The sequence below is a fragment of the Variovorax sp. SPNA7 genome (assembly GCF_033807855.1).
Classification (GTDB): domain Bacteria; phylum Pseudomonadota; class Gammaproteobacteria; order Burkholderiales; family Burkholderiaceae_C; genus Variovorax; species Variovorax beijingensis.
In genome coordinates, this window is record NZ_CP138513.1 from 2,615,605 (window position 1) to 2,639,786 (window position 24,182).

At 65.8% G+C, this 24,182-nt stretch carries 23 protein-coding genes and 1 tRNA gene; 16 read left to right on the plus strand and 8 right to left on the minus strand.

Translation table 11 applies throughout. The features are described from left to right. Positions 1-60: 60 nt before the first annotated feature. From uvrB to RZE77_RS12145, 10 genes are all read left to right on the plus strand, one after another. Positions 61-2,178: an excinuclease ABC subunit UvrB gene (uvrB, locus tag RZE77_RS12100; protein ID WP_319442054.1), complete on the plus strand. Its 2,118-nt coding sequence runs from the start codon at positions 61-63 to the stop codon at positions 2,176-2,178. 234 nt (positions 2,179-2,412) lie between these two features. Beyond that, positions 2,413-2,949, plus strand: coding sequence for a Fe-S cluster assembly transcriptional regulator IscR (iscR, locus tag RZE77_RS12105; protein ID WP_007828186.1), 537 nt, complete (start codon positions 2,413-2,415; stop codon positions 2,947-2,949). A gap of 79 nt (positions 2,950-3,028) precedes the next feature. Beyond that, a complete protein-coding gene (locus RZE77_RS12110) occupies positions 3,029-4,249 on the plus strand; it encodes an IscS subfamily cysteine desulfurase (RefSeq protein ID WP_319442055.1) in 1,221 nt (406 codons plus the stop codon). A 29-nt stretch (positions 4,250-4,278) separates the two neighbouring features. Further along, on the plus strand, positions 4,279-4,698 hold the full coding sequence (gene iscU, locus RZE77_RS12115) for a Fe-S cluster assembly scaffold IscU (protein WP_021006925.1): 420 nt from the start codon (positions 4,279-4,281) through the stop codon (positions 4,696-4,698). A 1-nt stretch (position 4,699) separates the two neighbouring features. After that, the gene (gene iscA / locus RZE77_RS12120; RefSeq protein WP_012747263.1) at positions 4,700-5,023 is read left to right on the plus strand and encodes an iron-sulfur cluster assembly protein IscA; all 324 of its coding nucleotides are present in this window, start codon (positions 4,700-4,702) and stop codon (positions 5,021-5,023) included. 153 nt (positions 5,024-5,176) lie between these two features. Then, positions 5,177-5,695: a Fe-S protein assembly co-chaperone HscB gene (gene hscB, locus RZE77_RS12125; protein WP_319442056.1), complete on the plus strand. Its 519-nt coding sequence runs from the start codon at positions 5,177-5,179 to the stop codon at positions 5,693-5,695. 6 nt (positions 5,696-5,701) lie between these two features. Beyond that, positions 5,702-7,558 (plus strand): Fe-S protein assembly chaperone HscA, encoded by a 1,857-nt coding sequence (gene hscA, locus RZE77_RS12130; protein WP_319442057.1) that lies wholly within the window; start codon positions 5,702-5,704, stop codon positions 7,556-7,558. A 7-nt stretch (positions 7,559-7,565) separates the two neighbouring features. After that, the gene (gene fdx / locus RZE77_RS12135) at positions 7,566-7,904 is read left to right on the plus strand and encodes an ISC system 2Fe-2S type ferredoxin (RefSeq protein ID WP_124957638.1); all 339 of its coding nucleotides are present in this window, start codon (positions 7,566-7,568) and stop codon (positions 7,902-7,904) included. A 12-nt stretch (positions 7,905-7,916) separates the two neighbouring features. Next, entirely contained in the window at positions 7,917-8,624 is a 708-nt protein-coding gene (gene dnaQ, locus RZE77_RS12140) for a DNA polymerase III subunit epsilon (RefSeq protein ID WP_319442058.1), read from the plus strand. A 79-nt stretch (positions 8,625-8,703) separates the two neighbouring features. Continuing rightward, a tRNA-Val gene (locus RZE77_RS12145) sits at positions 8,704-8,778 on the plus strand. Positions 8,779-8,830: 52 nt separating this feature from the next. Here RZE77_RS12145 and RZE77_RS12150 read toward each other — a convergent pair. Both RZE77_RS12150 and RZE77_RS12155 read right to left on the minus strand, forming a co-directional pair. Next, complete coding sequence (locus RZE77_RS12150) at positions 8,831-9,208, minus strand: hypothetical protein (protein WP_319442059.1); 378 nt, start codon at positions 9,206-9,208, stop codon at positions 8,831-8,833. Next, positions 9,199-9,801: a peptidoglycan recognition protein family protein gene (locus RZE77_RS12155; RefSeq protein WP_319442060.1), complete on the minus strand. Its 603-nt coding sequence runs from the start codon at positions 9,799-9,801 to the stop codon at positions 9,199-9,201. The genes RZE77_RS12150 and RZE77_RS12155 overlap by 10 nt, the downstream gene beginning before the upstream one ends. Positions 9,802-10,011: 210 nt before the next feature. On the opposite strand from RZE77_RS12155, the gene RZE77_RS12160 reads away from it, so the two are divergent. The 4 genes from RZE77_RS12160 to RZE77_RS12175 all read left to right on the plus strand — a co-directional run bounded on the left by RZE77_RS12160 (position 10,012) and on the right by RZE77_RS12175 (position 12,493). Beyond that, positions 10,012-10,134, plus strand: a complete 123-nt coding sequence (locus tag RZE77_RS12160) for a hypothetical protein (RefSeq protein ID WP_012747270.1) — start codon at positions 10,012-10,014, stop codon at positions 10,132-10,134. A 35-nt stretch (positions 10,135-10,169) separates the two neighbouring features. After that, positions 10,170-11,273 (plus strand): NAD(P)/FAD-dependent oxidoreductase, encoded by a 1,104-nt coding sequence (locus tag RZE77_RS12165; RefSeq protein ID WP_319442061.1) that lies wholly within the window; start codon positions 10,170-10,172, stop codon positions 11,271-11,273. A 149-nt stretch (positions 11,274-11,422) separates the two neighbouring features. Continuing rightward, positions 11,423-11,719 (plus strand): glycine zipper domain-containing protein, encoded by a 297-nt coding sequence (locus RZE77_RS12170; protein WP_012747272.1) that lies wholly within the window; start codon positions 11,423-11,425, stop codon positions 11,717-11,719. Positions 11,720-11,770: 51 nt separating this feature from the next. Then, on the plus strand, positions 11,771-12,493 hold the full coding sequence (locus RZE77_RS12175) for a phage holin family protein (RefSeq protein ID WP_319442062.1): 723 nt from the start codon (positions 11,771-11,773) through the stop codon (positions 12,491-12,493). A 19-nt stretch (positions 12,494-12,512) separates the two neighbouring features. Here the strand turns inward: RZE77_RS12175 and RZE77_RS12180 are convergent, their stop codons facing one another. Further along, positions 12,513-13,592 carry a quinone-dependent dihydroorotate dehydrogenase gene (locus tag RZE77_RS12180; RefSeq protein WP_319442063.1) on the minus strand — a complete coding sequence of 360 codons (1,080 nt, stop codon included), beginning with the start codon at positions 13,590-13,592 and terminating at the stop codon, positions 12,513-12,515. 40 nt (positions 13,593-13,632) lie between these two features. Between RZE77_RS12180 and rpiA the strand changes: the two genes are divergently transcribed. Continuing rightward, positions 13,633-14,364, plus strand: a complete 732-nt coding sequence (gene rpiA, locus RZE77_RS12185; RefSeq protein WP_319442064.1) for a ribose-5-phosphate isomerase RpiA — start codon at positions 13,633-13,635, stop codon at positions 14,362-14,364. Between the two features lie 39 nt (positions 14,365-14,403). On the opposite strand, the gene RZE77_RS12190 is transcribed toward rpiA, so the two are convergent. The 5 genes from RZE77_RS12190 to RZE77_RS12210 form a co-directional block, all read right to left on the minus strand. Next, complete coding sequence (locus RZE77_RS12190; protein WP_319442065.1) at positions 14,404-15,048, minus strand: glutaredoxin family protein; 645 nt, start codon at positions 15,046-15,048, stop codon at positions 14,404-14,406. A gap of 30 nt (positions 15,049-15,078) precedes the next feature. Beyond that, positions 15,079-17,136 carry a M3 family metallopeptidase gene (locus RZE77_RS12195; protein WP_319442066.1) on the minus strand — a complete coding sequence of 686 codons (2,058 nt, stop codon included), beginning with the start codon at positions 17,134-17,136 and terminating at the stop codon, positions 15,079-15,081. A gap of 5 nt (positions 17,137-17,141) precedes the next feature. Beyond that, complete coding sequence (folD, locus tag RZE77_RS12200) at positions 17,142-17,993, minus strand: bifunctional methylenetetrahydrofolate dehydrogenase/methenyltetrahydrofolate cyclohydrolase FolD (protein ID WP_319431994.1); 852 nt, start codon at positions 17,991-17,993, stop codon at positions 17,142-17,144. 76 nt (positions 17,994-18,069) lie between these two features. After that, entirely contained in the window at positions 18,070-18,702 is a 633-nt protein-coding gene (locus tag RZE77_RS12205) for a response regulator transcription factor (protein ID WP_319442067.1), read from the minus strand. After that, a complete protein-coding gene (locus tag RZE77_RS12210; RefSeq protein ID WP_319442068.1) occupies positions 18,699-21,239 on the minus strand; it encodes a PAS domain-containing sensor histidine kinase in 2,541 nt (846 codons plus the stop codon). The genes RZE77_RS12205 and RZE77_RS12210 overlap by 4 nt, the downstream gene beginning before the upstream one ends. Before the next feature lie 205 nt (positions 21,240-21,444). Here RZE77_RS12210 and aceE point away from each other — a divergent pair, with 205 nt between their 5' ends. Further along, on the plus strand, positions 21,445-24,159 hold the full coding sequence (aceE, locus tag RZE77_RS12215) for a pyruvate dehydrogenase (acetyl-transferring), homodimeric type (protein ID WP_319442069.1): 2,715 nt from the start codon (positions 21,445-21,447) through the stop codon (positions 24,157-24,159). Positions 24,160-24,182 lie beyond the last annotated feature (23 nt).

The following is a 24,182-nucleotide window of genomic DNA, read 5'->3' on the forward strand; positions in this document are numbered from 1 at the left end:
GCTACGCTTTCCGGTTGCCTTGAATTTTACCGGCGCCACCGCCACCTGTCGGGAACAGCCATGCCAGAGAACAACGAAGCCATAGCAGACCTGAAGAAACTGGACCCGATCGGTCCGGCCAAGCAGGGCGAATTCATCAAATGTCCCGGTTCGCCTTTCGAACTTTTCCAGCCCTATCCGCCGGCCGGAGACCAGCCGAAGGCCATCGACGGGCTGGTCGAGGGCGTGCTCGACGGCGAGGTGTTCCAGACGCTGCTGGGCGTCACGGGCTCGGGCAAGACTTTCACCATGGCCAACGTGATCGCGCGGCTGGGCCGCCCGGCCATCGTGTTCGCGCCCAACAAGACGCTGGCGGCGCAGCTCTACAGCGAATTCCGCGAGTTCTTCCCCAAGAACGCCGTCGAGTACTTCGTGAGCTATTACGACTACTACCAGCCCGAGGCCTACGTGCCCCAGCGCGACCTGTTCATCGAGAAGGACTCGTCGATCAACGAGCACATCGAGCAGATGCGGCTGTCGGCCACCAAGAGCGTGCTGGAGCGGCGCGACACGGTCATCGTGGCCACGGTGAGCGCCATCTACGGCATCGGCACGCCCGAGGACTACACGCAGATGCGTTTCATCATGCGGGTGGGCGACCAGATCGGCCAGCGCGACGTGATCGGCCGGCTGATCCGCATGCAGTACACCCGCAACGAGCAGGACTTTTCGCGCGGCACCTTCCGCGTGCGCGGCGACACCATCGACGTGTTTCCGGCCGAGCACAGCGAGCTGGCCATCCGCATCGAGCTGTTCGACGACGAGATCGAGACGCTGCAACTGTTCGACCCGCTCACGGGCCGCATCCGGCAGAAGATCCCGCGTTTCACCGTGTACCCGTCAAGCCACTACGTGACGCCGCGCGACAAGGTGCTGAGCGCGGTCGAGACCATCAAGATCGAGCTGGCCGAGCGGCTCAAGGAATTCGTCTCGCAGGGCAAGCTGGTGGAGGCGCAGCGGCTGGAGCAGCGCACCCGCTTCGACCTGGAGATGCTGGCCGAGATCGGCCACTGCAAGGGCATCGAGAACTACACGCGCCACCTTTCGGGCGCGGCGCCTGGCGAACCGCCGGCCACGCTGACCGACTACCTGCCGAAGGACGCGCTGATGTTCCTCGACGAGAGCCACCAGATGGTCGGCCAGCTTGGTGGCATGTACAACGGCGACCGGGCGCGCAAGACCACGCTGGTCGAATACGGCTTCCGGCTGCCGAGCGCGCTGGACAACCGGCCGCTCAAGCTGGAGGAGTTCGAGACGCGCATGCGCCAGTGCATCTTCGTCTCCGCCACGCCCGCGCAGTACGAGAAGGACCATGCCGGCAATGTGGTCGAGCAGCTGGTGCGGCCGACCGGCCTGATCGACCCCGAGGTCGAGGTGCGCCCCGCAACCCACCAGGTGGATGACGTGCTGGGCGAGATCCGCATCCGCGTCGACAAGAACGAACGTGTGCTCATCACCACGCTGACCAAGCGCATGGCCGAGCAGCTGACCGATTACCTGGGCGACAACGGCGTGAAGGTGCGCTACCTGCACAGCGACGTCGACACCGTCGAGCGGGTCGAAATCTTGCGCGACCTGCGCCTGGGGAGCTTCGACGTGCTGGTGGGCATCAACCTGCTGCGCGAGGGCCTGGACATTCCCGAGGTGTCACTGGTGGCCATCCTCGATGCCGACAAGGAGGGCTTCCTGCGCGCCGAGCGCTCGCTGATCCAGACCATCGGCCGTGCGGCGCGCAACCTGAACGGCAAGGCCATCCTCTATGCCGACCGGATGACCGACTCGATGAAGAAGGCCATCGACGAAACCGAGCGCCGCCGCGCCCGGCAGATCGCCCACAACGAGGCCAATGGCATCACCCCGCGCAGCATCGTCAAGCAGGTGCGCGACCTGATCGACGGCGTCTACAGCGAAAAGACGGGCAAGGAAATGGCCAAGCTCGACCTGGAACGCGCCAAGGTCGAGGACATGAGCGAAAAGGACATCGCCCGCGAGATCAAGCGGCTCGAAAAGCTCATGATGGAGCACGCCCGCAACCTCGAATTCGAGAAGGCGGCCCGGGTGCGCGACCAGCTGGCGCTGCTGCGGGAGCAGGCTTTCGGCGCCTCCGGCGGGGACAATATCGCGATCCTGCCGTCTTAGGCCGGGGTTCCGGTTTCTTCAAGCGGTTTCCGCAGGGGTTTACCCGAGCAGACCTCAAGGTCTTCTGCTATACTTGAGCGAAATACTCAACAACAAGAAAAAAGAACTTCGCGATGAAGAACCGATCCCACCGGCTGGTTCACCAGCGCCAGGGGTCGGGCAGGGCGGAGACGAAGTCACCGCGGCCTCGGGCCACGGTGTCATTTCAACGGTAAGCACTTGAAGGAGCTTGCGATGCGTCTCACTACCAAAGGCCGTTTTGCGGTCACAGCAATGATCGATCTGGCGCTGCGTCAGAACACCGGTCCGGTCACGCTGGCTGCGATCAGCCAGCGGCAGCAGATTTCGTTGTCGTATCTCGAACAGCTGTTCGGCAAACTGCGCCGCCACGAGCTGGTCGAGTCGACCCGCGGCCCCGGCGGCGGCTACAGCCTCGGCCGCAAGGCTGCGGATATCACCGTCGCAGACATCATTGTTTCCGTCGATGAGCCCATCGATGCCACGCAATGCGGCGGCAAGGAAAACTGCCTGGGCGAAGCCGGCCGCTGCATGACGCACGAGCTCTGGGCCTCGCTGAACCAGCGCATGGTCGAGTTCCTCGATTCCGTCACGCTGCAGAAGCTGGTCGACGACCAGATCGCCAAGGGCGTGCAGATCGAGAACAAGCCAGTCGTCAAGCGCGCGATTTCCGCGCAGCCGGTGGTCAAGCCGATTCGCGTGAACGCGCCGAATTCGGTGTTTGCCCTCGGCAACGCCTTCGCGAAGTCCTGAAGAAGCCGTGGAGCGCCTTCGGGCGCTGCCGCGAGAAGCCCAGATCAAAGAAACAACCCCACGCCAGCCCGAGCCAGCCATGGACGTCACTCCTCATTTCCCGATCTATCTCGATTACGGCGCCACCACGCCGGTCGACCCGCGTGTGGTCGACGCCATGATCCCCTGGTTGCGCGAGCATTTCGGCAACCCGGCGTCGCGCAGCCATGCCTGGGGCTGGGAGGCTGAAGAGGCGGTCGAGAAGGCGCGCGGCTACGTGGCCGAGCTGATCGGAGCCGATCCGCGCGAGATCGTCTGGACCTCCGGCGCCACCGAGTCGAACAACCTCGCGCTCAAGGGCGCGGCCCAGTTCTACAAGGGCAAGGGCAAGCACCTCATCACGGTGAAGACCGAGCACAAGGCCGTGCTCGACACCATGCGTGAGCTCGAGCGCCAGGGCTTCGAAGTCACCTACATGGACGTCGAGGAAAACGGCCTGCTCGACCTGGACAAGTTCAAGGCGGCGATCCGCCCCGACACCATCCTTGCGAGCGTGATGTACGTCAACAACGAGATCGGCGTCATCCAGGACGTGGTCGCGCTCGGCAATGCCTGCCGCGAAAAGGGCGTGATCTTCCACGTCGATGCGGCCCAGGCCACCGGCAAGGTCGAGATCGACATCGCCAAGCTGCCCATCGACCTGATGAGCCTGGCTTCGCACAAGACCTACGGCCCCAAGGGCATCGGCGCGCTGTACGTGCGCCGCAAGCCCCGCGTGCGGCTCGAGGCACAGATGCACGGCGGCGGCCACGAGCGCGGCATGCGTTCGGGCACGCTGCCCACGCACCAGATCGTGGGCATGGGCGAGGCCTTCCGCATCGCCAGGCTCGAAATGAAGGAAGACATCGCCCAGGCGGCGCGCCTGCAGAAGCGCCTGCTCGACGGCCTGAAGGACGTGGACCAGGTGTTCATCAACGGCGACCTCGAGCAGCGTGTGCCGCACAACCTGAACATGAGCTTCAACTACGTCGAAGGCGAGTCGCTGATCATGGGCATCAAGGGCCTGGCGGTGTCGTCGGGTTCGGCCTGCACCTCGGCCAGCCTCGAACCCAGCTACGTGCTGCGCGCGCTCGGCCGCAGCGACGAGCTGGCCCACAGCAGCCTGCGCATGACCATCGGCCGTTTCACGACCGAGGAAGAAATCGACTACGCCATCTCGACCATCAAGCACAACGTCGCCAAGCTGCGCGAGCTGAGCCCCCTGTGGGAGATGTTCCAAGACGGCGTCGACATCAGCACGATCCAGTGGTCGGCCCACTGACGCATTGAACAAAGTTTGAGAGGTACACCATGGCATATTCATCCAAGGTCATCGACCACTACGAAAATCCCCGCAACGTCGGCTCCTTCGAAAAGGGCGACGACTCGGTCGGCACCGGCATGGTCGGCGCGCCGGCCTGCGGCGACGTCATGAAGCTGCAGATCAAGGTCAATCCCGAAACCGGCGTGATCGAAGACGCGCGCTTCAAGACCTACGGCTGCGGCTCGGCCATTGCATCGTCCTCGCTCGTGACCGAGTGGGTCAAGGGCAAGACGCTCGACGAAGCCGCGGCACTCAAGAACGCGCAGATCGCCGAGGAACTGGCGCTGCCGCCCGTCAAGATCCACTGCTCGATCCTGGCCGAAGACGCCATCAAGGCCGCCGTGAGCGACTACAAGGCCAAGCACGGCGCCAAGGCGGCAGAAGCCGAGCCATCGGCAGTCCACTGACATGGCCGTTACGCTGACCGAAGCCGCTGCGCGCCACGTCACCCGCTACCTCGGCAAACGCGGCAAGGGTGTGGGCGTGCGGCTGGGCGTGAAGACCACCGGCTGCTCGGGCCTGGCCTACAAGCTCGAGTACGTGGACGAGTTCGCGCCTGAAGACGTGGTGTTCGAAGACCACGGCGTGAAGGTGCTGGTCGACCCCAAGAGCCTGGCCTACATCGACGGCACGCAGCTCGACTTCGTGCGCGAGGGCCTGAACGAAGGCTTCAAGTTCATCAATCCGAACGAGCGGGACCGCTGCGGTTGCGGAGAGAGTTTCCGCATCTGATGCGCCGTCGCTGACAGCGACCACAGCCGCCACCATGTCATGTGCTGGCGGTTTTTTCTTGATCCATATGAGCCCCCACGTTCGGCACCTTGTGTCCTCACTGCCCCCCGAGGGGGCGCAGACCGCCTTTGGGGCGGCCCGGCAGGCAGTCTGATGAACCTGAACGACACCGACTTTCAACTGTTCGACGTCCCCGCAACCTTCGCGCAGGACCGTGCCGTGCTCGATGTGCGGTGGAAGGAACTGCAGCGCGAGGCCCATCCGGACCGCTTTGCCGCGCAGGGCGCCGCGGCGCAGCGCGTGGCGATGCAGTGGTCGGTGCGCATCAACGAGGCCTACCAGCGCCTCAAGGACCCGATCCGCCGGGCCAGCTACATCTGCGAACTCAACGGTGCACCGCTGAACGCCGAGAACAACACCGCCATGCCGCCCGATTTCCTGATGCAGCAGATGGAATGGCGCGAGGCACTCGACGACGCCGGCGACATCGCCGCGGTCGAGCAGCTGCAGGCCGAAGTCGAGGCCGGGCGTGCCCGCGCGCTGTCGTCGCTCGACTGGCTGATCGACGAGAAGGGCGATTACCCGGCCGCCGCGCAGCAGGTGAGAGCCCTCATGTTCATTGAGCGCTTCGGACAGGACGTCGAAGCCAAATTCGATCAGTTGGGACAATAGTCCGTTATGGCTCTTCTTCAGATTTCCGAACCCGGCCAGGCGCCCGATCCGCATCAGCGCCGCATTGCCGTGGGCATCGACCTGGGCACCACGCATTCGCTGGTGGCCGCGGTGCGCAATGGCGTGGCCGAATGCCTGCCCGACGACCAGGGCCGGGTGATCCTGCCTTCCGCCGTGCGCTATCTCGACCGCGAGCGGCGCCAGATCGGCTTCGATGCGCTGGCCGCGCGCGCGCAGGATGCCGCGAACACCATCACCTCGGTCAAGCGCCTCATGGGCCGAGGGCTGGCCGACATCGCCAACCGCGAGTCCATGTCCTACCGCCTGGTGGATGAAGGCGGCATGGTCAAGGTGCAGACGGCCGCGGGCATCAAGTCGCCGGTGGAGATCAGCGCCGAGATCCTGGCCACCTTGCGCTACCGCGCCGAAGACACCTTCGACGACGAGCTCTACGGCGCCGTCATCACCGTGCCGGCCTACTTCGACGAAGGCCAGCGCCAGGCCACCAAGGATGCCGCGCAGCTCGCCGGCCTCAACGTGCTGCGCCTGATCAGCGAGCCCACGGCCGCGGCCATTGCCTACGGCCTGGACAATGCGAGCGAAGGCGTCTACGCGGTCTACGACCTGGGCGGTGGGACCTTCGACATCTCGATCCTGCGGCTCACGCAGGGCGTGTTCGAAGTCATTGCCACAGGCGGCGACTCGGCCCTGGGCGGCGATGACTACGACCACGCGCTCGCCGACTTCGTGCTCGCGCAAACCGGCCTGCAAGTGGACGGCGACGCCGACAAGGCCGCCGTGCTGGTGGCTGCCCGTGCGGCCAAGGAGGCGCTGACCGATGCCGATTCCGTGGCGTTCCGCGCCGAGCTTGCCGGCGGCGCCGCCCGCTTCGACCTGACGCGCGCGCAATTCGACGCCGCCACCAAGCCGCTCACCGACCGCACGATCGCAGCGGTTCGCAAGGCGCTGCGCGACGCGAAGCTCAAGCCCGACGACCTGCAGGGCATCGTGCTGGTCGGCGGCTCCACCCGCATGCCGCAGATCCGCAGTGCCGTCGCCGAATTCTTCGGCCGCGAGCCGCTCGTCAACCTGAACCCCGATGAGGTCGTGGCGCTCGGCGCCGCCATCCAGGCCAACCAACTGGCCGGCAACAACGGCGCGGGCGATCTGCTGCTGCTCGACGTGATCCCGCTGTCGCTGGGCATCGAGACCATGGGTGGGCTGGTCGAGCGCATCGTGCCGCGCAACCAGACCATTCCCACGGCAATGGCGCAGGACTTCACCACCTACCAGGACGGCCAGACGGCACTCGCACTGCACGTGGTGCAGGGCGAACGCGACCTGGTCGCCGACTGCCGCAGCCTGGCGCGCTTCACGCTGCGCGGCATCCCGCCCATGGCGGCAGGCGCGGCGCGCATCCGCGTGACCTTCACCGTCGATGCCGATGGCTTGCTGAGCGTCAGCGCCAAGGAGCAGGGCAGCGGCGTGGAGGCGAGCGTGACGGTCAAGCCTTCGTACGGACTCTCGGACGACCAGATCGCGCGCATGCTGCAGGAGAGCTTTTCCACCGCGCAGCAGGACATGCAGGCGCGCGCGCTGGTGGAGGCGCGCGTCGATGCCGAGCGCATGCTGCTGGCCACCCAGAGCGCGCTCGATGCCGACGGCGATCTGCTGGGCGAAGAAGAGCGCGCAGTCATCGATGCGTCGATGGCAAAGTTGCGCGAAGCCGCGAAGGGCAATGATGCCGCGGCCATCGAAGGCGCCACCAAGACGCTGGCCAACGACACCGAAGCCTTTGCCGCCGAGCGCATGAACGCGGGCATCGCGCGCGCGTTGTCAGGCCGCAAGCTCGAATCCCTCTGAGAACCACATGCCCACCATCAAGATATTTCCGCATCCCGAATACTGCCCGCAGGGTGCAGAAATCACGGCACCGGCCGGCACTTCGATCTGCGAGGCGCTGCTCGACAACCATATCAACATCGAGCACGCCTGCGAGATGAGCTGCGCCTGCACCACTTGCCACGTGGTCGTGCGGCAGGGCTTCAATTCGCTGAACGAGGCCGAGGAGGGCGAAGAAGACCTGCTCGACCGCGCCTGGGGCCTGGAGCCACAATCGCGCCTGAGCTGCCAGGCGATCCTGGCGCAGGAAGATGTGACGATCGAGATTCCCAAGTACTCGATCAACCACGCCAAAGAGAACCACTGAAAGAGCTACCGCATGTCGCGCCAGATCGTCCTCGACACTGAAACCACCGGCCTGTCCGCCGAGAACGGCGACCGCATCATCGAACTGGGCTGCGTGGAGCTGTTCGCCCGCAAGCTCACCGGCAACGACCTGCACATCTACTTCAACCCCGAGCGCGAGAGCCATGAAGACGCGCTCAAGGTGCACGGCCTGACAACCGACTTCCTGCGCGACAAGCCGAAGTTCGCCACGCTGGCCAACGACATCGTCGAGTACCTGCGCGGCGCCGAGCTGATCATCCACAACGCGGCCTTCGACGTCGGCTTCCTCAACAAGGAGCTCGAGCTGGCCGGCCTGCCGCCGCTGCGCAGCTTCGTCGGCGAGGTGACCGACACGCTGGCCATGGCCAAGCAGGTCTACCCGGGCAAGCGCAATTCGCTCGACGCGCTGTGCGACCGCTTCGGCGTCGACCGCTCGAACCGCACCTTCCACGGCGCCAAGCTCGACGCGCAGCTGCTGGCCGACGTGTACATCAATCTCACGCGCGGCCAGGATGCATTGCTGATCGACGTGAGCTCGAACGAGCCGGCGCAGGGCACCACGGTGGTGGCCATCGACCTGAGCCAGTTCGACCTGCCGGTGATCGTGGCGGCCGAGCAGGAGCTTGCGGCGCATGAAGCCGTGTTGTCGCAGCTCGACAAATCCAGCAACGGGCGCACGCTGTTTCGGCAAAACAGCTGAAATCCTGTGGCATAATCGAAGGCTTCGCGCAACGCGATTAATTCCAAGGCACTGCAGCAGTGGTGCCAAAGAGTTGAAAGGGCGGTTAGCTCAGGGGTAGAGCACAGCATTCACACTGCTGGGGTCGGAGGTTCGAAGCCTCCACCGCCCACCAATTTCCTGAATAAAGCGACTTGGATTGTCCAAGTCGCTTTTTTTGCGTCTAATTACTTCGTGCCGAACAGGTCGTTGCAGGTATCGCAGGCAAAGTACAGCCGCTGTTCCCCGCACTGAACCGCGCCCGTGGCGCCCGCGCGAATCTGCCAGTCGCATGATTTGCCGCGCTGCTTCAATGTACCTTCGACAAAGCAGGGCGCCTGCTCATAGTTGTCGTGCAGTGTCTTGTAGTCAACCTGTTTGGCCCGCGAGAAAAACTCGCGCGCCTTGCCGTGGTTTTGCGGCACATCCGTCGGGCGGCAGGTGGCGGGTTGGTCGGATCGGAAGTCGGCGACAAAGACGTCCGTGAATCCTGCGCTGCCGGTTGCACACGCTGCAACGAGCAGCGCCCCGGCTGCCGTGACTGTGATCCGAGACTTCATTTCCATATCGCCGAGCTCGCTTCGCCCGGATTTTTGTATGAAACCGTCGGGTGCCTGTAGACATCGGCGGGCTTCAGGTTGAACTGGGCATACAACTCGTCGATGAGCCATTGCAGCGCCGTGTTCTGCGCAGCCGTCACCACTTCATAGGTCTTCTCGTCGATGTGCAGTCCCACGAGCTCGATGCCGATGGCCTCGTTGTTGACCGGGTACCGGTCCGGATACGACTTGGCGCGTTCATGCGCATCCAGTGCGTTGATCTGCTGAATCCACGACATTGCCAGCATCTTGGCCATGGCTGCCGTGTCGCACGTGTTCTTGTTGACGGTCAGGCACTTCGACTTGATCAATTTGCCGACGTGGTAGCAGCGCGCGTGGAGGCTGGCCGTTTGATAGATCTGGCCATTCTTGTCGATGAGGAAATGGGCGCCATTGCCACCATCTCCGTAGCTGTTGAGACTGGACTCGGCGGTCGATGAGTCTGTTTGATGGACGACGATGGCCAGCACCTTGGGCAGGGCGCCGTGTTCGATGCCGGATGAACGCCTGGAGATCACTTTGGGATCGACGAGCATCCCGTTCGCGTCGATGGTCGACATATCTCTCTCTCCCTATGGAACGACGCGTCAAAGTACATCACATCTGTCTTCGATCCGGAAGCGTACCGTTTCGTCGTACATCGCTGGTCGAGCTCTCGTTGGGGTGGCCTGATTCAAGAAACTGTCGGCTCGCGCTGACGCCGATTGCCGCCCTGTGCTGGCTGAAGGTGTGCCGCAGCAGCTTAGAAAAAGGCAAAGGAGAGTTCCGCCATGGCCACCCATCCCGACCTTCCACCCCCCATCACGCCGGATCTGCCCGTGGAGCCTGACGAAGGGCCAAGCACGCCGCCCGACGAGCCGACCGATCCCGAGCCGCCCCCCACCACGTCCTGAAGAGATCCGCCCGCGAGCCGCGATAAGCTCGCACGATGGATGAACTCGATTGCGCCGTCATCGGCGGCGGTGTGGTGGGACTGGCAGTGGCGCGCGCCTTGGCGCTCGCGGGCCGGGAGGTGGTGGTGCTGGAAGCCGAAGGTGCCATTGGCACCGGCACCAGTTCGCGCAACAGCGAGGTGATTCATGCGGGCATCTACTACCCGCAGGGCTCGCTCAAGGCGAGGCTTTGCGTCGAGGGCAAGGAGGCGCTTTACGGCTACGCGGCAGAGCGCGGCGTGCCCCACCGGCGCTGCGGCAAGCTGATCGTCGCGACCTCGCCCGAGCAGGTGGCCCAGCTCGAGGTCATCCGTGCCAAGGCGGCCGCCAACGGTGTCGGCGACCTCGTGCTGCTGACCGCGCAGCAGGCCATGGACATGGAGCCGCAGCTTCATTGCGTGGCGGCATTGCATTCGCCGAGCACCGGCATCGTCGACAGCCATGCCTTGATGCTGAGCCTGCTCGGCGACCTGGAGAACGCCGGCGGCATGCTGGCGCTGAAATCGCCCATTGCCCGTGCGGAATGCGGCCGGGACGCTATCGTCCTGGTAGCTGAAGACGGGACGGCGCTGCGCTGCAACACCGTAGTCAATGCAGCCGGCCTGCTCGCGCCCGAACTGGCCCGCCGCTTCGAAGGCCTGCCGCCGGCGGCCGTGCCCACCGCCTACTTTGCCAAGGGCAGCTATTTCACGCTGTCGGGCCGCGCACCTTTCAGCCGCCTCGTCTATCCGGTGCCCGAACCCGGCGGACTGGGTGTGCACCTGACGATCGACCTGGGCGGGCAAGCCAAGTTCGGGCCCGACGTGCAATGGGTGAAAGCAGCCGACGACCTGGTGGTGGACCCGGCGCGCGGCAATGGCTTCTACGCCGAGGTGCGCAAGTACTGGCCTGCCTTGCCCGACGGGGCGCTGATTCCCGGCTATGCGGGCATGCGGCCCAAGATCTCGGGCCCGGACGAGCCGGCGCGCGACTTCATGATCGACGGACCCGAATCGCACGGGGTGCGCGGGCTGGTCAATCTGTTTGGCATCGAGTCGCCCGGGCTCACGAGCAGCCTGGCGATCGGGCGACACGTCGAGCGCCTGCTCGCGACGGGCTGACGGCGGACGCAATGCAGGGCCCATCGCGTGCAGAAGTCTGCATAACTGCTGTGCATGAGGGGCTTTTGTGCCTGTAACATGACACCACGCCATTTGCTGGCGTGAAGCCGCCGGCGCGGTGCCGGTGTCATCACGGAGGAAAGTTTCCAATGAGTGCATCCAACAATATCGAAGCGGCAGCCGAAGACATCGCAAGCGACGTGCGCGGCGTGCTGGCCAGCAAGGACCTGGATTCGGTTCCCCACATCAAGGCGCTGCGCCAGCGCATCGACACCAAGCTCGCCATTGCGCGCGAGCTTGCCGCGGAAAAGAGCAAGCTGGCCGCCAAGAAGGCCCGCGAAGCGGCCAACTCTGCCAACGCCTACGCCCACGACGAACCGTGGCAGATCGCCGGCGCTGCGCTGGCCGTCGGCGTGCTGGTGGGCCTGCTGCTTGGCCGCCGCTGACCTGAACGCAAGCCGCCGCCGCGCCGTCCCTCGCCGAGCCGGAGTCGGCGCATGAGATTGCTGTCCCTGTTCGGGCTCGATGCTCGTTTGCGGCGGCTGCGGATTGCTGCCGCCGAAGGCGCGCTGGCGGCCGAAGACCGCGTGCAGCTCCTGCGCATGGCGTGGGAGGACGAGAAGCAGCGCCTCAAGCTGATGCTCGTGCTGGTGGTGGCCGTGCTCGGCCTCACCACGGTGGCGGTGGCGTTGCTCTCAATGGCGGTGGTGGTGCATTTCTGGGAAACGCCGCACCGCATCGCGGCGGCGTGGTCGGTGGCCGGCGTGTGGGTCCTGCTCTGGCTGGGCGCGGCGCTGGGGCTGTTCCTGACCCTTCGCAATGCCTCCAACAGCTTCATGCCGGCACGCCGTGAATTCGAACGCGACTGGGCCTGGGTGCAGGACAGCTTCGGCCTCGGCAAGGATCCCGACCAGGACGAAGAAGCGCCGCGTCCCCGCCGGCCCGCCACGCGCGAAGAACTGCTCGCCCGCATGGAGCGTCAGCGCGAACGCATTGCCACGATGCAGGGCGCAGGCCCGGCGCGGCCCGCCGGTGCAACGGGTGCTTCTTCCGAAGCACCTCCGGCCGACGAATCGGCGGCAGCCGCAGCATTGCGCATTGCGCGGGAGCACCCCGTGGCCACCGGCGTCGCCGCCGCGGTGGCGGTGGTGGTGATCCGTCCCAAGCGGCTGCTCCGCTGGGCCGCGTTCATTGCGCCAGTGCTCTGGCGCATGCGCTGAAGAAGAAAAGAGCGAAGGCTCAGGCGGCGCTGCGGCTTTGCAGCAACGCCTGCGCCGCTTCGCGCACCAGCGCCGGGCCGCGGTAGATGAGGCCGGTGTAGATCTGCACCACGTCCGCACCTGCGGCAATCTTGGCCTTGGCATCGGCCGCGCTCAGGATGCCCCCCACCCCGATGATCGGAAAGCCCGGCCCCAGCGCCGCGCGCAATTGCGCGACCACGCGGTTGCTCGCCTCGCGCACGGGTGCGCCCGAGAGTCCGCCCGCTTCATCGGCATGCGGCAGGCCGGCGACCGCATCGCGCGCCAGCGTGGTGTTGGTGGCGATCACGCCGTCCATGCCGTGGCGCTGCAGCGCGGCGGCGATCACCGCGACCTGGCTCTCGTCCAGGTCGGGGGCGATCTTCACGAACAGCGGCACGCGCCGGCGGCTGCGCTCGGCCAGCGCATGGCGGCGCTCGGCGATGGCGCCCAGCAGGGCGTCGAGCGCCTCGTCGCTCTGCAGCGTCCGCAGGTTGGCGGTGTTGGGGCTCGAGATGTTGATGGTCACGTAGTCGGCATGCGGGTACACGCCGTCGAGGCAGGCCAGGTAGTCGTCCACGGCCTTTTCGATGGGCGTGGCGGCGTTCTTTCCGATGTTGAGCCCGAGCAGCATCGGCTTCCTGCTGCCGCCCCTGCCGCTCCTGCGGAAGCGCGCCTTCTGCACGTTGGCAAGAAAGGCATCGAGCCCCTCGTTGTTGAACCCGAGCCGGTTGATGAGCGCGTCGCGCTGGGGCAGGCGGAACATGCGCGGCTTGGGATTGCCCGGCTGCGCCTTGGGCGTGACCGTGCCGACTTCGACAAAGCCGAAGCCCATGGCGGCAAAGGCGTCGATGCAGCGGGCGTTCTTGTCGAGGCCGGCGGCCAGGCCCACGCGGTTGGGAAATTCCAGCCCCGCCAGTGTGACCGGATCATCGACGCGCGGCGCGGCGTAGGCGCAGGCCAGTGGCGTGTTCTGCGTGCGGGCCAGCCCGTCGAGCGTGAGTTCGTGGGCATGCTCCGGGTCGAAGCCGAACAGAAAGGGCCGGGCCAGGCCGTAGAGCGAAGAGGGGAGCAGGGGCATCGGATAATTCTCGACTTCAATGAGCCAAGGATTCTCCGCGATGACTGCACCCGTTTCCCCTTCTTCCGCCGCCGGCGCCGCGAACGGCGCGGGCACCATCTCCCAGGACGAACTCAAGGCCCAGGTCGGCCGCGCCGCGCTGGCCTACGTGGCCAAGGGTGAAATCGTCGGCGTGGGCACGGGCTCCACGGTGAACAAGTTCATCGACGCGCTGGCCACCATCAAGGACCAGATCAAGGGCGCGGTGTCCAGCTCGGTGGCCTCGACCGAGCGCCTGCGTGCCCTGGGCATTCCGGTGTTCGACAGCAACGAGGTCGACGAACTCGGCGTTTACATCGACGGCGCGGACGAGATCGACCACCACGGTTTCATGGTGAAGGGCGGCGGCGCGGCGCTCACGCGCGAAAAGATCGTGGCGGCGCAGTCGCGGCGCTTCGTCTGCATTGCCGATGCGTCCAAGCTGGTCGACACGCTCGGCGCCTTTCCGCTGCCGGTGGAGGTGATTCCGATGGCGGCCCGCCGCGTGATGCGGCAGTTCGAGGCCATGGGCGGCATCGCACAGGTGCGCGAGAAGGACGGATTGCCGCTCGTGACCGACAACGGTCAGCACATCGTCGATGTGACGGGGCTGCGGATCAGCGATCCGCTCGCCTTTGAATCCGAGGTGAGCCAGTGGCCCGGCGTAATCACGGTCGGCGTGTTTGCGCACCAGAAGGCCGACGTGTGCCTGCTGGGCACGCCTTCCGGCGTGCAAACGATGCAGTTCGACTGAAGAAGAAGGGCTGTCAGCCTTGGCTGGCGGCCGGCTGGGTCAGAACTTGATGCCGGCCGGGTTGCTCGGGCTCGGACCGCTCGGGGCGGGCGCGGCCGGCTGCGGTGCAGGTGCCGGTAGTTCGGGCTCGCGTGCGGCAGGCGCCGGCTGCAGAGCCACCAGCGGCCGGGCCGGCGGATTGCGGTAGCCGGCGGGCAGGCTGTTGCTCTTCGGATAGCCCGCGGCATCGAGGTATTGCGACCATGCGGCGTCCGAGTAGCCCTTGAGCTGCTGCGAGCCGATCGTCAGCAGCGGCAGCGAGGCCTGGTTGCTCAGGCGCTGCAGCGCCTCGACATCCTGGTTGCTCTTGACGGTGCGCTCCTCGAAGGGAATGCCGCGCGTGACGAGCAGCGAACGGGCCGTGCCGCAGGGCGCGCATTCCTCGCTGCTGTAGAGCGTCACGGGGTAGCGCTGCGCCACTTGCCGCAGCTCGTAGGGCAGCCCGGCATTGGCGGGAGGCGTGATGCCGGCCTGCGGCGCCGCGGCCGGCTCCGTGCTTGCGGTGGGCGCACGGTCCGAGAAGGTGACCTTGCCGTTCTTGTCGACGTTGCGGTAGATCGGCTGCGCCATTGCTCCCGCGGCGATCAGCAGCAGGGCGGCGCCGGACAGGCGATGCAAGGAGGATTTCTTGTGGGTCGGATGCATCGCCCGAGTATCGCAAGCTTCAGGCCCGCATCAAGCGGGCTGGGTTTGCGCCATGCCCTGGTGTCGCAGCAGCGCATCAAGCTGGGGCTCGCGGCCGCGGAAGGCCTTGAACGAATCCATGGCGCTGCGGCTGCCGCCGGCTTCGAGGATGGCCTGGCGGTACCTGCGGCCGGTTTCGATGTTCGGCTGGCCGTCGGTGCCCACGGTTTCCTCGAAGGCGGCATAGGCGTCGGCGCTCAGCACCTCGGCCCACTTGTAACTGTAGTAGCCGGCCGCGTAGCCGCCAGAGAAGATGTGGCTGAAGGTGTTCGGCGTGCGGCTGAAAGGGGGCGAAGGCATCACGGCCACCTCGGCGCGCACCTTGCCGAGCAGCGCGAGCACGCCGCCCGGCTGCGCGGCGGCGGCCTGGTATTCGGTGTGCAGCAGCATGTCGAACAGCGAGAACTCGATCTGGCGCAGCGTCTGCAGGCCGCTCTGGAAGTTCTTGGCGGCGGTCATCTTGTCGAACAGCGCGCGCGGCAGCGGCTCGCCGGTATCGACGTGGGCCGTCATGTGCCTGAGCACGTCCCATTCCCAGCAGAAGTTTTCCATGAACTGGCTCGGCAGCTCGACCGCGTCCCATTCGACGCCGCTGATGCCCGACACGTCGCGCTCGTTCACCTGCGTGAGCATGTGGTGCAGGCCGTGGCCGAATTCGTGGAACAGGGTGGTCACGTCGTCGTGCGTGAGCAGCGGCGGCTTGCCGTCGACGCCGCTCGCGAAGTTGCACACGAGCTGAGCCACGGGCGTTTGCAGCACGCCGTCGTCCGGGCGCAGCCAGCGCGCGCGCACGTCGTCCATCCAGGCGCCGCCGCGCTTGGCGGCGCGGGCGGAAGGATCGAGGTAGAACTGGCCCACCTTCTGCCCGGCCCGCTCGATGCGGTAGACCTCGACGCTCGGGTGCCAGGTGGGGGCGCTGTCGCGGCGAATCGAAACCTCGAACAGCGTCTCGACGATCTTGAACAGGCCGGCCATCACCTTGGGCGCCGGGAAGTACTGCTTGACCTCCTGCTCGCTGAAGGCGTAGCGCGCTTCCTTGAGCTTCTCGCCGATGTAGCTCCAGTCCCAGGCCTGCGGATCGGTGATGCCCAACTGCTCCGAGGCGAAGACGCGCAGGTCGGCCAGGTCGCGTTCGCCGTACGGCTTGGCCTTGGCCGCGAGATCGCGCAGGAACTTGGTCACCTGCTCGGGCGACTCGGCCATCTTGGGCACGACCGAGAGCTCGCCGAAATTCCGGTAGCCGAGCAGCTTTGCTTCTTCTTCGCGCAGCGCGAGGATCTCGTTGATCAAGGCCGTGTTGTCGAAGGCCGGATCGCCGAGCTCGCTGGCGCGGGTGACGTAGGCGCGGTAGAGCGTTTCGCGCAGCGCGCTGCTCCTGGCGAACTGCATCACGGGCAGGTAGCAGGGCATCTTGAGCGTGAGCTTGTAGCCCTGCTTGCCTTCGGCTTCGGCTGCTGCACGGGCCGCGCTCACCACGTCTTCGGGCACGCCCTCGAGCTCGCCCAGCGCCGCGTAGTACGAGAAGGCGTCGGTGGCATCGAGCGCGTTCTCGCTGAACTTCTGGCTCAGTTCGGCCTGGCGCTCCTGGATGTCGGCAAAGCGCTTTTTTGCATCGCCCTGCAGTTCAGCGCCGCCCAGCACGAAGTTGCGCACGGCATTCTTGTGCGCCTGGCGCTGCTCGGGGTTGAGGGTGGCCACGTCGATGGCCTTGTACTTGGCGTAGAGGCGCTCGTCGGAACCCAGCCGGGTCCAGAAGGCGGTCACGCGCGGCATGGCCTCGTTGTAGGCGGCGCGCAGTTCCGGCGTGTCGGCCACGGCGTTGAGGTGGCCGACGGCGCCCCAGGCGCGGCTGAAGCGCTCGGAGGCCACGTCGAGCACCTTGGAGATCGCGTTCCAGTCGGCGGGAAAGTCGGCCGCCGTTACGGCCTGCAGCGCCGCCTCGGCTTCGGCCAGCAGGATGTCGACCGCGGGCGCAACATGTTCGGGCTTGATGCGGTCGAACAGTGGGAGATCGGTGAAGTCGAGGAGGGGATTGTTCTTCATGGCCATGAAAGTCACTTGGCGGCGCGTTCCGCGGCTTCAAGGGTGTTGACGAGCAGCATGGCGCGCGTCATGGGGCCGACGCCGCCGGGCACGGGGGTGATCCAGCCGGCCACTTCCTTGACGCCGTCGAAGTCGACGTCGCCCGCGAGCTTGCCGTCTTCCTTGCGGTTCATGCCCACGTCGATCACGACCGCACCGGGCTTCACCATGCCGGCTGTCAGGATGTTGCGCTTGCCCACCGCGGCAACGATCACGTCGGCCTGGCGCGTGAAGGCGGCCAGGTCTTGCGTCGCGCTGTGGCAGATGGTCACGGTCGCGCTCTTGGCGAGCAGCATCATGGCCATCGGCTTGCCGACGATGTTGCTGCGGCCGATGACCACCGCATGCTTGCCGCGCAGGTCGTAGCCGATGGATTCGAGCATCTTCATGCAGCCGTAGGGCGTGCAGGGCCAGAAGCCCGGCGCGCCGGTCATGAGCGCGCCGGCGCTGGCCACGTGGAAGCCGTCCACGTCCTTGGCGGGCGAGATCGTCTCGATGACCTTCTGGCTGTCCATGTGCCTGGGCAGCGGCAGCTGAACCAGGATGCCATGCACCTTGGGGTCGTCGTTGAGGGCGCGGATGCGGTCGAGCAGCGCGGCCTCGCTCATGTCGGCGGGGTAGGTCTCGAGCGTGGCCGCAAGGCCGGTTTCGGTGCTGTCGTTGACCTTGTGCTTCGTGTAGACCTGGCTGGCCGGGTCGCTGCCCACGAGGATGATGGAAAGGGCCGGGTTCACGCCCTTGGCCTTCAGTGCGGCGGTGCGGCCGGCGACCTCGGCGCGAATGGTTTTGGCGAGGGCGTTGCCGTCGATCAGTTGGGCGGTCATCGGTTTCGATTTTCCAAGTAAAAACGCCCGCTTGCGCAGGCGTGAGAGTCATTCATTGCTATCGGTCGGATAGCTTCTAGGCTTTGACGGCCGGTGCCGCCTGCCCGAGCGCGATCTTGAGCAGATCGGCCACGGTGTTGGCGTTGAGCTTTTCCATGATGTTGGCGCGGTGCGCCTCGACCGTCTTGATGCTGATGCCCAGGTCGTCGGCAATCTGCTTGTTGAGGCGGCCGGCAACGATGCGCTCGAGCACCTGGGCCTCGCGGCCGGTGAGCTTGGACAGCAGCGCATCGCGGCTGGCCGACTGCTGGTGCTGCGTGAAGGCGCCGCGCGCGTGCTCGAGCATGCGCTCGACCAGCGTGACGAGCTCTTCGTCGTTGAAAGGCTTCTGGATGAAATCCATGGCGCCCTTCTTCATGCTGTCGACCGCCATCGGCACGTCGCCGTGGCCGGTGATCACCACGATGGGCAGCGGGGAGCGCCGTTCGATCAGCCGATCCTGCAGCTCGAGGCCGGTCATGCCGGCCATGCGGATGTCGACGATCAGACAGGCGACTTCGCGCGGGTCGTATCGGGAGAGAAAGGACTCGGCCGAATCGAAGCAGCGAACCCTGTAGTCCTTGCCCTCGAGCAGCCATTGCAACGAATCTCGCACGGCTTCGTCGTCGTCGACGACATAGACAGTGCCCTTCTTCGGAATCAAACTCATGCAGGTACCTTTGCCTCGTCGCTTGCTACGGAACTGGGAGCGTCCAACACCGGAATCCAGAAGGAAAAACGGCATCCGATCACATCCGGGCCATTGTAGATGTTCTCCGCCTGCATCCTGCCCCGATGGGACTCGACGATAGTGCGGCAAAGGTTCAGCCCGATGCCCATGCCTTCCGGCTTGGTAGAGAAAAAGGCTTCGTACAGGCGGTCCATCACCTCGGGGGCCAGGCCCTTGCCGGTGTCCTGCACCGAGAACTCGATGGCGTTGTGGCCCTCGATCACCTTGGGCAGCACGCGCAACTCCACGCTGCGGCGCGCGAGCGGACGCTCGGCAATGTCGATCGATTCGGCCGCGTTCTTCAGCAGGTTGACCATCACCTGTTCGATCAGGATCGGGTCCACCTGCACCACCGGCAGCCGCGCGGCCACGTAGTGGTTGAGCCGCACGTTGCGCCGCCGCAGCTCGATGCCCGCGAGCTCGACCGCTTCGCTGACCATGGTGGACACGTCGGCGGCGGTGCGGTTGGGCTCGCTGCGCTTCACGAACGAACGGATGCGCTGGATGATCTGTCCCGCGCGCTGCGCCTGCTTGGAGGTTTTCTCCAGCGCCGCGAGCAGCGCCTCGGTGTCGATGGCCTGCCCCTTGATGCGCGACATCATGCCGTTGCAGTAGTTGGTGATGGCCGTCAGCGGCTGGTTGAGTTCATGCGCCACGCTGGAGGCCATCTCGCCCATCGTGATCAGGCGGCTCGCGGCCTGCGCGCGGTCGGCCTGCGCGGCGGCCTGCTCTTCGGCGTCGCGCCGCGGCGTGATGTCGGTGGCGATCACCAGCTGGGCCAGCCGGCCGTCGACCCAGGTGAGATAGCGCGAGCGCACTTCGAGCCACTTGCCCAGGTGCGGCACGAAGATCTCGTTGTTGGCGGCCTGGGCGGCGGTCAGGGTGTCGATCGGCAGGCCGGCGTAGGGGTCGACGTCGTCCAGGCCCTCGTCGTGCGCATTGGAGGTGGGCACGCCGGCCTGCGCCACCATCCCCAGGTGGCCCACGGTGTCGGAGCCGAACCACAGCCGGTACAGCTTGTTCGCGAACAGCAGTTCCTCGCTGCCGATGGGCGCGACCGACACGGCGGCGTCGAGCGCCTCCAGCACCGTGGTGAAGCGCTCGTACGAGGCCGACAGCTGCTCGCGGATGCGCGTGGGCTCGGTGATGTCGGTCATCGACGTCATCCAGCCGGTCTGGTGGCCGCGCGCGTCGATCAGCGGCGACACGTAGAGCCGGGCGTTGAACACGCTGCCGTTCTTGCGCTTCACGCGCACCTGGAAGCCGCCGGGCAGGGCGCGGCCGTGCAGTTCTTCCTCGAGCCGCTCGTTCATTACTTCGCGGTCCGACTCCAGCCAATAGGGGAAGGGCGGCGACTGGCCCACCAGCTCGGCTTCGCTCCAGCCCGTCATGGCGCAGAAGGCGGCGTTCACATAGGTGATGCGGCCCTGCAGGTCGAGCACGCGCATGCCGGTGAGCATGGAGTTTTCCATGGCGCGGCGGAAGTTGGTCTCGGCGACCAGCCGCTGCTGGGCCTGCTGGCGCCGCCGGGTGTGGCGCCAGGTGCCGATCAGCATCCAGCTGGTCAGCACGCTGAGCGCGCAGACCAGCCAGAACAGGCCGTTGCCGACCACCCCCTGCGAGGTGCGGTAGGCCTGGGCGCGCAGCACCAGCGCATTGCCGACGGGCGACACCGGCACCTCGTACTCATTGGTCCTTTCGGGCCAGGGAAGGAGCCGCGTACCGCCTTCCCTCAGGTTGGCCGTGTTGCCTGCGAGCACGCTGCCCTTGGCGTCGAGCAGCGAGACCGCATAGCGCGCCTGCACTTCCGAGGGCATGCCGTAGCGCAGCAGGCCGTCGACCGAAAACTCGCCCAGCACCACGCCCGCGAACAGGCCCTGGTCGAAAAGTGGAATGTGCAGCTGCAGCATCGCCGCGGGATCACCGCCCGCCACCGGCTGGGAAAAAACCGGCTGGCGCAGTTCGCGGGCCAGCGCGTAGTTGCTTTCCACGTCGCCCGGTCGCAGCACGTCGCCGATCAGGTGCTGCTGCGCGGGATGCACGCTCGGCGCCGAATAGCCGGCCTTGAAGCGGCGCCTGTCGTCGATCCAGGTGACGGTCTGGAGCTCGGGGAACTGGCTCACCAGCGATTCGGCACGGCTCGCGAATTCGATCGGGTCGATCTCGCGGTTGGAGGCGTCGCGCGCGATGCGCATCAGCTGTTCCTGGCGCTCGAGCAGGCGCAGGCGCATGCGCTGCTGCGCGTATTCGACGTCGCGCCGCACGGATTCCTGCTCGCGCTCGACTTCTTCGGTGCGCAGATACCAGAACGCCGAAACGATGGCCGCCAGGAACAGCAGCACCGCCGCAATCGGCGCCAGCATGGCGACCGCGTCCTGCAGCACTGGCGTTTGCTGGCGCCACCAGCGGCGCCACCACGAGAGCGGAGACGCATTCACGGCGCTGCGGGCAACCGACAGCGGAGAGGAAAAAGGCATCCTGCGAGTTTAGGTGATGGCCCCTGCGCCAAGCAGAGAAGGGCCGCAGTGCCATTGATTCCGACGCGGGCGACATTGTTTCCAAAATATCACATTAAGAAATCCACATGCACTATTTGAAATAGAAGTATTTCTATGAGAAACTCCGGCGCGGTGATCGAAGAGCGCACTAAATTACAGCCACAGCCCTAAAGGAGAGACAAGCATGTCGGCAAATCCCGAGAACCTGTTCGGCTCGGCCGCGAATGACGCGGACGCCCAGGAAACCCGTGAATGGATGGATGCACTGTCCTCCGTCATTCAAAGCGAGGGACCTGAACGGGCCCACTTCCTTCTCGAGCAGCTGCTCGAACATGCGCGGCAGCACAGCATCGACAAGCCGTTCTCCGCCAACACGGCCTACGTCAACACCATCGAGCCCGACCAGGAAGAGCGCTGCCCCGGCAACCTCGAGATCGAGGAGCGCCTGCGCGCCTACATGCGCTGGAACGCCATGGCAATGGTGGTCAAGGCCAACCGCCACCATCCGGCCGAAGGCGGCGACCTCGGCGGCCACATCGGCTCCTTCGCCTCGCTGGCGAACATGTTCGGCGCCGGTTTCAACCACTTCTGGCACGCCGAGAGCGAAAACCACGGCGGCGACTGCCTCTACATCCAGGGCCACGTCTCGCCCGGCATCTATGCCCGCGCCTACCTCGAAGGCCGCCTGAGCGAAGAGCAATTGCTCAACTTCCGCCAGGAAGTCGACGGCAAGGGCCTCTCCAGCTACCCGCATCCCAAGCTGATGCCCGAGTTCTGGCAGTTCCCGACCGTCTCGATGGGCCTCGGCCCGCTGATGGCCATCTACCAGGCCCGCTTTCTCAAGTACCTGCACGCCCGCGGCATTGCCAACACCGAGAACCGCAAGGTCTGGGTGTTCTGCGGCGACGGCGAAATGGATGAGGTCGAATCGCTGGGTGCCATCGGCCTGGCCGCGCGCGAAGGCCTGGACAACCTGATCTTCGTCATCAACTGCAACCTGCAGCGCCTGGACGGCCCGGTGCGCGGCAACGGCAAGATCATCCAGGAGCTCGAAGGCGAGTTCCGCGGTTCGGGCTGGAATGTCATCAAGCTGATCTGGGGCAGCGGCTGGGACCCGTTGATCGCACGCGACAAGGAAGGTGCGCTGCGCAAGATCATGATGGAGACCAACGACGGCGACTACCAGTCGTTCAAGGCCAACGACGGCGCCTACGTCCGCAAGCATTTCTTCGGCCGTGACCCGCGCACGCTCGAGATGGTGTCCAAGATGAGCGACGACGACATCTGGCAGCTGCGCCGCGGCGGCCACGATTCGCAGAAGGTCTACGCGGCCTTCGACGCGGCCGTGAAGCACAAGGGCCAGCCCACGGTGCTCCTGATCAAGACGGTCAAGGGCTTCGGCATGGGCAAGATCGGCGAGGGCAAGAACAACGTCCACCAGACCAAGAAGCTCAGCGACGAGGACATCATGGCCTTCCGCGACCGCTTCAACATCCCGATCCCGGACAGCAAGATCGCCGACCTGCCGTTCTACAAGCCGGCCGACGACACGCCGGAAATGAAGTACCTGCACGAGCGCCGCAAGGTGCTGGGCGGCTACCTGCCGCACCGCCGCACCAAGGCCGACGAGAGCTTCACGGTGCCTTCGCTGGACACCTTCAAGTCGGTGATGGAGCCCACGGCCGAGGGCCGCGAGATCTCCACCACGCAAGCCTACGTGCGCTTCCTCACGCAGCTGCTGCGCGACAAGGCGCTGGGTCCGCGCGTGGTGCCCATCCTGGTGGACGAGGCGCGCACCTTCGGCATGGAAGGGTTGTTCCGCCAGATCGGCATCTACAACCCCGCTGGCCAGCAGTACACCCCGGTCGACAAGGACCAGGTCATGTACTACAAGGAAGACAAGGCCGGCCAGATCCTGCAGGAAGGCATCAACGAAGCCGGCGGCATGTCGAGCTGGATCGCGGCGGCCACGTCGTACAGCACGAACAACCGCATCATGGTGCCGTTCTACGTGTACTACTCGATGTTCGGCTTCCAGCGCATCGGCGACCTGGCCTGGGCGGCCGGCGACATGCAGGCGCGCGGCTTCCTGCTCGGCGGCACCTCGGGGCGCACCACGCTCAACGGCGAAGGCCTGCAGCACGAAGACGGCCACAGCCACATCCTGGCCAACACCATCCCGAACTGCGTGAGCTACGACCCGACCTTCGCGCACGAAGTGGGCGTGATCCTGCACCACGGCCTGAAGCGCATGGTCGAGAAGCAGGACAACGTCTACTACTACCTCACCCTGCTGAACGAGAACTACCCGATGCCCGGCCTGCAGCCCGGCACCGAGGAGCAGATCATCAAGGGCATGTACCTGTCCAGGCAGGGCCCGGCGCTGAAGGCCAAGTCGCCCACCGTGCAACTGCTGGGCAGCGGCACGATCCTGCGCGAAAGCTTCGCGGCGCAGGAACTGCTCGAAAAGGACTGGGGCGTTTCGGCCTCGGTGTGGAGCTGCCCGAGCTTCAACGAGCTGACGCGCGACGGCCAGGATGCCGACCGCTGGAACCTGCTGCACCCGGACCAGACGCCGCGCGTGCCCTTCGTGGCCGAGCAGCTCGCGCCCACGGCCGGGCCGGTGGTGGCATCGACCGACTACATGAAGGCCTACGCCGAGCAGATCCGCCCCTTCATCCCCAAGGGCCGCAACTACAAGGTGCTGGGCACCGACGGCTTCGGCCGCAGCGACTTCCGCAACAAGCTGCGCGAGCACTTCGAGATCAACCGCCACTACATCGTGGTGGCCGCGCTCAAGGCTTTGAGCGAAGATGGCACGGTGCCGGTGGCCAAGGTGGTCGAGGCGATCAAGAAGTACGGCATCAATGTCGACAAGGTCAACCCGCTCTACGCCTGAACATCAACCAACAACCAACGAAC

Bases quoted from the DNA above. Each gene is read 5' to 3' on its own strand.
- uvrB (WP_319442054.1), top strand. From the start codon at position 61: ATGCCAGAGAACAACGAAGCCATAGCAGACCTGAAGAAACTGGACCCG.
- iscR (WP_007828186.1), top strand. From the start codon at position 2,413: ATGCGTCTCACTACCAAAGGCCGTTTTGCGGTCACAGCAATGATCGAT.
- RZE77_RS12110 (WP_319442055.1), top strand. From the start codon at position 3,029: ATGGACGTCACTCCTCATTTCCCGATCTATCTCGATTACGGCGCCACC.
- iscU (WP_021006925.1), top strand. From the start codon at position 4,279: ATGGCATATTCATCCAAGGTCATCGACCACTACGAAAATCCCCGCAAC.
- iscA (WP_012747263.1), top strand. From the start codon at position 4,700: ATGGCCGTTACGCTGACCGAAGCCGCTGCGCGCCACGTCACCCGCTAC.
- hscB (WP_319442056.1), top strand. From the start codon at position 5,177: ATGAACCTGAACGACACCGACTTTCAACTGTTCGACGTCCCCGCAACC.
- hscA (WP_319442057.1), top strand. From the start codon at position 5,702: ATGGCTCTTCTTCAGATTTCCGAACCCGGCCAGGCGCCCGATCCGCAT.
- fdx (WP_124957638.1), top strand. From the start codon at position 7,566: ATGCCCACCATCAAGATATTTCCGCATCCCGAATACTGCCCGCAGGGT.
- dnaQ (WP_319442058.1), top strand. From the start codon at position 7,917: ATGTCGCGCCAGATCGTCCTCGACACTGAAACCACCGGCCTGTCCGCC.
- RZE77_RS12150 (WP_319442059.1), bottom strand. From the start codon at position 9,208: ATGGAAATGAAGTCTCGGATCACAGTCACGGCAGCCGGGGCGCTGCTC.
- RZE77_RS12155 (WP_319442060.1), bottom strand. From the start codon at position 9,801: ATGTCGACCATCGACGCGAACGGGATGCTCGTCGATCCCAAAGTGATC.
- RZE77_RS12160 (WP_012747270.1), top strand. From the start codon at position 10,012: ATGGCCACCCATCCCGACCTTCCACCCCCCATCACGCCGGATCTGCCC.
- RZE77_RS12165 (WP_319442061.1), top strand. From the start codon at position 10,170: ATGGATGAACTCGATTGCGCCGTCATCGGCGGCGGTGTGGTGGGACTG.
- RZE77_RS12170 (WP_012747272.1), top strand. From the start codon at position 11,423: ATGAGTGCATCCAACAATATCGAAGCGGCAGCCGAAGACATCGCAAGC.
- RZE77_RS12175 (WP_319442062.1), top strand. From the start codon at position 11,771: ATGAGATTGCTGTCCCTGTTCGGGCTCGATGCTCGTTTGCGGCGGCTG.
- RZE77_RS12180 (WP_319442063.1), bottom strand. From the start codon at position 13,592: ATGCCCCTGCTCCCCTCTTCGCTCTACGGCCTGGCCCGGCCCTTTCTG.
- rpiA (WP_319442064.1), top strand. From the start codon at position 13,633: ATGACTGCACCCGTTTCCCCTTCTTCCGCCGCCGGCGCCGCGAACGGC.
- RZE77_RS12190 (WP_319442065.1), bottom strand. From the start codon at position 15,048: ATGCATCCGACCCACAAGAAATCCTCCTTGCATCGCCTGTCCGGCGCC.
- RZE77_RS12195 (WP_319442066.1), bottom strand. From the start codon at position 17,136: ATGGCCATGAAGAACAATCCCCTCCTCGACTTCACCGATCTCCCACTG.
- folD (WP_319431994.1), bottom strand. From the start codon at position 17,993: ATGACCGCCCAACTGATCGACGGCAACGCCCTCGCCAAAACCATTCGC.
- RZE77_RS12205 (WP_319442067.1), bottom strand. From the start codon at position 18,702: ATGAGTTTGATTCCGAAGAAGGGCACTGTCTATGTCGTCGACGACGAC.
- RZE77_RS12210 (WP_319442068.1), bottom strand. From the start codon at position 21,239: ATGCCTTTTTCCTCTCCGCTGTCGGTTGCCCGCAGCGCCGTGAATGCG.
- aceE (WP_319442069.1), top strand. From the start codon at position 21,445: ATGTCGGCAAATCCCGAGAACCTGTTCGGCTCGGCCGCGAATGACGCG.